The sequence below is a fragment of the Flavobacterium sp. W20_MBD1_R3 genome (assembly GCF_052119725.1).
In the GTDB taxonomy this organism is placed as follows: domain Bacteria; phylum Bacteroidota; class Bacteroidia; order Flavobacteriales; family Flavobacteriaceae; genus Flavobacterium.
On the sequence record NZ_JBGQOR010000023.1, the window covers coordinates 1 to 5,429 of the forward strand.

Genomic DNA, 5,429 nt, shown 5'->3' on the forward strand with positions numbered 1-5,429 from the left:
ACGTTCCTAGACATATTGAATTGACAGCCGTTTTAAGAGAGATCTTAAGACAAAAGAATAAGAGTAATAGAATCGAGAGATTTGAAAAAACCACTAGAATTTAGTCGAATAAACAAAGAGAACAGATTTATCTGAACTCACACAATATACGATGAAGAGTTTGATCCTGGCTCAGGATGAACGCTAGCGGCAGGCTTAACACATGCAAGTCGAGGGGTATGCTTCTTCGGAAGCAGAGACCGGCGCACGGGTGCGTAACGCGTATGCAATCTACCTTTCACAAAGGAATAGCCCAGAGAAATTTGGATTAATGCCTTATAGTATATCGAGTTGGCATCAACATGATATTAAAGATTTATCGGTGAAAGATGAGCATGCGTCCCATTAGCTAGTTGGTATGGTAACGGCATACCAAGGCAACGATGGGTAGGGGTCCTGAGAGGGAGATCCCCCACACTGGTACTGAGACACGGACCAGACTCCTACGGGAGGCAGCAGTGAGGAATATTGGACAATGGGCGCAAGCCTGATCCAGCCATGCCGCGTGCAGGATGACGGTCCTATGGATTGTAAACTGCTTTTATACGAGAAGAAACCCTGCTACGTGTAGCAGCTTGACGGTATCGTAAGAATAAGGATCGGCTAACTCCGTGCCAGCAGCCGCGGTAATACGGAGGATCCAAGCGTTATCCGGAATCATTGGGTTTAAAGGGTCCGTAGGCGGTCAGGTAAGTCAGTGGTGAAAGCCCATCGCTCAACGGTGGAACGGCCATTGATACTGTCTGACTTGAATTATTAGGAAGTAACTAGAATATGTAGTGTAGCGGTGAAATGCTTAGAGATTACATGGAATACCAATTGCGAAGGCAGGTTACTACTAATATATTGACGCTGATGGACGAAAGCGTGGGTAGCGAACAGGATTAGATACCCTGGTAGTCCACGCCGTAAACGATGGATACTAGCTGTTGGGAGCAATCTCAGTGGCTAAGCGAAAGTGATAAGTATCCCACCTGGGGAGTACGTTCGCAAGAATGAAACTCAAAGGAATTGACGGGGGCCCGCACAAGCGGTGGAGCATGTGGTTTAATTCGATGATACGCGAGGAACCTTACCAAGGCTTAAATGTAGATTGACCGGTTTGGAAACAGATCTTTCGCAAGACAATTTACAAGGTGCTGCATGGTTGTCGTCAGCTCGTGCCGTGAGGTGTCAGGTTAAGTCCTATAACGAGCGCAACCCCTGTTGTTAGTTGCCAGCGAGTCAAGTCGGGAACTCTAACAAGACTGCCAGTGCAAACTGTGAGGAAGGTGGGGATGACGTCAAATCATCACGGCCCTTACGCCTTGGGCTACACACGTGCTACAATGGCCGGTACAGAGAGCAGCCACTGGGCGACCAGGAGCGAATCTATAAAACCGGTCACAGTTCGGATCGGAGTCTGCAACTCGACTCCGTGAAGCTGGAATCGCTAGTAATCGGATATCAGCCATGATCCGGTGAATACGTTCCCGGGCCTTGTACACACCGCCCGTCAAGCCATGGAAGCTGGGGGTGCCTGAAGTCGGTGACCGCAAGGAGCTGCCTAGGGTAAAACTGGTAACTAGGGCTAAGTCGTAACAAGGTAGCCGTACCGGAAGGTGCGGCTGGAACACCTCCTTTCTAGAGCCTTAGTGTTAGTAGCAATACACGCTAGGGAAAGAAGACGAAAGTTCGAGAAGGAAACAAAGAAGGACATTATATTACTCTTGCTGTTAGTTCAAATAATACACGTAGAGGCGTTGCATGCAACGACTTTACTTATTAAGTAATAAAGAGTGTCTCGTAGCTCAGCTGGTTAGAGTACTACACTGATAATGTAGGGGTCGACAGTTCGAGTCTGTCCGAGACAACTATTTAAGACTTAAGAAAAGAAGAAATTCTAGAGTTGAGAAATCACGATATACATCGTAATTCGTAATTCACAATTCATACTTAAAAAAGATTGGGGAATTAGCTCAGCTGGCTAGAGCGCCTGCCTTGCACGCAGGAGGTCAACGGTTCGACTCCGTTATTCTCCACAAAAAGAGTGATCAGCTTACGGTGATCAGTATTCAGTTTTGACTGGATACTAAAAACTGCACACTGCACACTATTTTAAAGTTCATTGACATATTGAGATAAGAAAATAATAAAAAGTAGAAAGCATTTTTTACTTGTTTATCATTAGACAAGTAAAAGAAACGGCATTCTTAATTGAATGTTGGTACAATAAGCAAAATAAGGGCGTATGGGGGATGCCTTGGCTCTCAGAGGCGATGAAGGGCGTGATAAGCTGCGAAAAGCTACGGGGATTGGCACACACGAATTGATCCGTAGATACCCGAATGGGGCAACCCACTATGTTGAAGACATAGTACACCGATAGGTGGGCAAACCCGCTGAACTGAAACATCTAAGTAGGCGGAGGAGAAGAAAACAAAAGTGATTCCGTAAGTAGTGGCGAGCGAACGCGGATTAGCCCAAACCAATGTTGTTACGGCAATATTGGGGTTGTAGGACCACGACATTTGTTGCGGATTGAATTAGAATTTACTGGAAAGTAAAGCCAAAGAAGGTGATAGCCCTGTATAAGTAAAAGAAGATAACGATAGTGGTATCCTGAGTAGGGCGGGACACGAGAAATCCTGTCTGAATTTGGCGGGACCATCCGCTAAGGCTAAATACTCCTGAGAGACCGATAGTGAACCAGTACCGTGAGGGAAAGGTGAAAAGAACCGTGAATAACGGAGTGAAATAGATCCTGAAACCATACGCTTACAAGCGGTCGGAGCCCTTTCGTGGGGTGACGGCGTGCCTTTTGCATAATGAGCCTACGAGTTAACGTTGCTGGCAAGGATAAGTGGTTAAGCCACGGATCCGTAGCGAAAGCGAGTCTGAATAGGGCGCTTTAGTCAGTAGTGTTAGACGCGAAACCGTGTGATCTACCCATGGGCAGGTTGAAGCTGTGGTAACACATAGTGGAGGACCGAACCGGTTGACGTTGAAAAGTCTTCGGATGACCTGTGGGTAGGGGTGAAAGGCCAATCAAACTCGGAAATAGCTCGTACTCCCCGAAATGCATTTAGGTGCAGCGTTATGCGTAAAGTTATATAGAGGTAGAGCTACTGATTGGATGCGGGGGCTTCACCGCCTACCAATTCCTGACAAACTCCGAATGCTATATAATGTTTCATAACAGTGAGGGCTTGGGTGCTAAGGTCCAAGTCCGAGAGGGAAAGAACCCAGACCATCAGCTAAGGTCCCCAAATATACGCTAAGTTGAAAGAACGAGGTTTGTCTGCCCAGACAGCTAGGATGTTGGCTTGGAAGCAGCCATTCATTTAAAGAGTGCGTAACAGCTCACTAGTCGAGCGGACGAGCATGGATAATAATCGGGCATAAGCGTATTACCGAAGCTATGGATTACCTATTTATTTAGGTAGTGGTAGGGGAGCATTCTAACAGGGTTGAAGGTGAGTCGTAAGGCCTGCTGGACTGGTTAGAAAAGAAAATGTAGGCATAAGTAACGATAATGCGGGCGAGAAACCCGCACACCGAAAGACTAAGGTTTCCACAGCTATGCTAATCAGCTGTGGGTTAGTCGGGACCTAAGGCGAACCCGAAAGGGACAGTCGATGGACAACGGGTTAATATTCCCGTACTAGTTATTACTGTGATGGGGTGACGGAGTGATGAAAGCGCCGCGAACTGACGGAATAGTTCGTTGAAGTACCTACCTATAAGACCCGCAGGCAAATCCACGGGTTTTGGGGAAATACGATAGTACTCGGAGTCTTCGGACAAAGAGATAGTGCGCCTAAGGGCTTCCAAGAAAAACCTCTAAACTTCAGGTAATAAGTACCCGTACCGCAAACCGACACAGGTAGTCGAGGAGAGAATCCTAAGGTGCTCGAGAGATTCATGGCTAAGGAATTAGGCAAAATAGACCCGTAACTTCGGGAGAAGGGTCGCCAGCAGCAATGCTGGCCGCAGTGAAGAGGTCCAGGCGACTGTTTATCAAAAACACAGGGCTCTGCAAAATCGTAAGATGAAGTATAGGGCCTGACACCTGCCCGGTGCTGGAAGGTTAAGTGGAGATGTTATCTTCGGAGAAGCATTGAAATGAAGCCCCAGTAAACGGCGGCCGTAACTATAACGGTCCTAAGGTAGCGAAATTCCTTGTCGGGTAAGTTCCGACCTGCACGAATGGTGTAACGATCTGGACACTGTCTCAGCCATGAGCTCGGTGAAATTGTAGTAGCGGTGAAGATGCCGCTTACCCGCAGTGGGACGAAAAGACCCTGTGCACCTTTACTATAGCTTAGTATTGACCTTGGACAAATGATGTGTAGGATAGGTTGGAGACTGTGAAGTGGCGTCGCTAGGCGTTGTGGAGTCATTGTTGAAATACAACCCTTTGTTTGTCTGAGGCCTAACCCCGTTTTGCGGGGGACATTGCTTGGTGGGTAGTTTGACTGGGGTGGTCGCCTCCAAAAGAGTAACGGAGGCTTCTAAAGGTTCCCTCAGTACGCTTGGTAACCGTGCGTAGAGTGCAATGGCATAAGGGAGCTTGACTGAGAGACATACAGGTCGATCAGGTACGAAAGTAGAGCATAGTGATCCGGTGGTTCCGCATGGAAGGGCCATCGCTCAAAGGATAAAAGGTACGCCGGGGATAACAGGCTGATCTCCCCCAAGAGCTCATATCGACGGGGGGGTTTGGCACCTCGATGTCGGCTCGTCACATCCTGGGGCTGGAGAAGGTCCCAAGGGTTGGGCTGTTCGCCCATTAAAGTGGCACGCGAGCTGGGTTCAGAACGTCGTGAGACAGTTCGGTCTCTATCTACTGTGGGCGCAAGAAATTTGAGTGGATCTGATTCTAGTACGAGAGGACCGAATTGGACAAACCTCTAGTGTATCTGTTGTCACGCCAGTGGCATCGCAGAGTAGCTACGTTTGGAAGGGATAAGCGCTGAAAGCATATAAGCGCGAAACCCACCACAAGATGAGATTTCTTTTAAGGGTCGTGGGAGATGACCACGTTGATAGGCTATAGATGTAAAGGCAGTAATGTCATAGTCGAGTAGTACTAATAACCCGTAAGCTTATGTACGCTTTTCCTGCCGAGCAATCGGCAGGAAGAAACTTTCTCAAACTTTTTATTTTCTTTATCTCAGTATGTTAAGATATTATGTAATTGATGTTTATAAAACAATAAGCAACATTACAGTAATTGCCCAAAGCAATTATAACCTCTTAAGGTGGTTATTGCGGCGGGGCTCACCTCTTCCCATCCCGAACAGAGTAGTTAAGCCCGCCTGCGCAGATGGTACTGCAGTTATGTGGGAGAGTATGTCGTCGCCTTTCTTTAAAAACCCTATTCCTATCGGAATGGGGTTTTTTGTTTT

2 tRNA genes and 3 rRNA genes are annotated in these 5,429 nt (G+C 47.3%); all 5 read left to right on the plus strand.

From position 1 onward, the window contains the following. The first annotated feature begins 148 nt into the window (after window positions 1-148). The 5 genes from ACEN2F_RS14525 (at window position 149) to rrf (ending at window position 5,388) form a co-directional block, all read left to right on the plus strand. A 16S ribosomal RNA gene (locus tag ACEN2F_RS14525) occupies window positions 149-1,662 on the plus strand. A gap of 156 nt (window positions 1,663-1,818) precedes the next feature. Then, window positions 1,819-1,892, plus strand: a tRNA-Ile gene (locus ACEN2F_RS14530). Between the two features lie 94 nt (window positions 1,893-1,986). Beyond that, a tRNA-Ala gene (locus tag ACEN2F_RS14535) sits at window positions 1,987-2,060 on the plus strand. 188 nt (window positions 2,061-2,248) lie between these two features. Next, window positions 2,249-5,134: ribosomal RNA gene (locus ACEN2F_RS14540) — 23S ribosomal RNA — on the plus strand. Window positions 5,135-5,278: 144 nt separating this feature from the next. Beyond that, window positions 5,279-5,388, plus strand: a 5S ribosomal RNA gene (gene rrf, locus ACEN2F_RS14545). Together the 16S, 23S and 5S rRNA genes with 2 tRNA genes alongside form the textbook arrangement of a ribosomal RNA operon. Window positions 5,389-5,429: the final 41 nt, after the last annotated feature.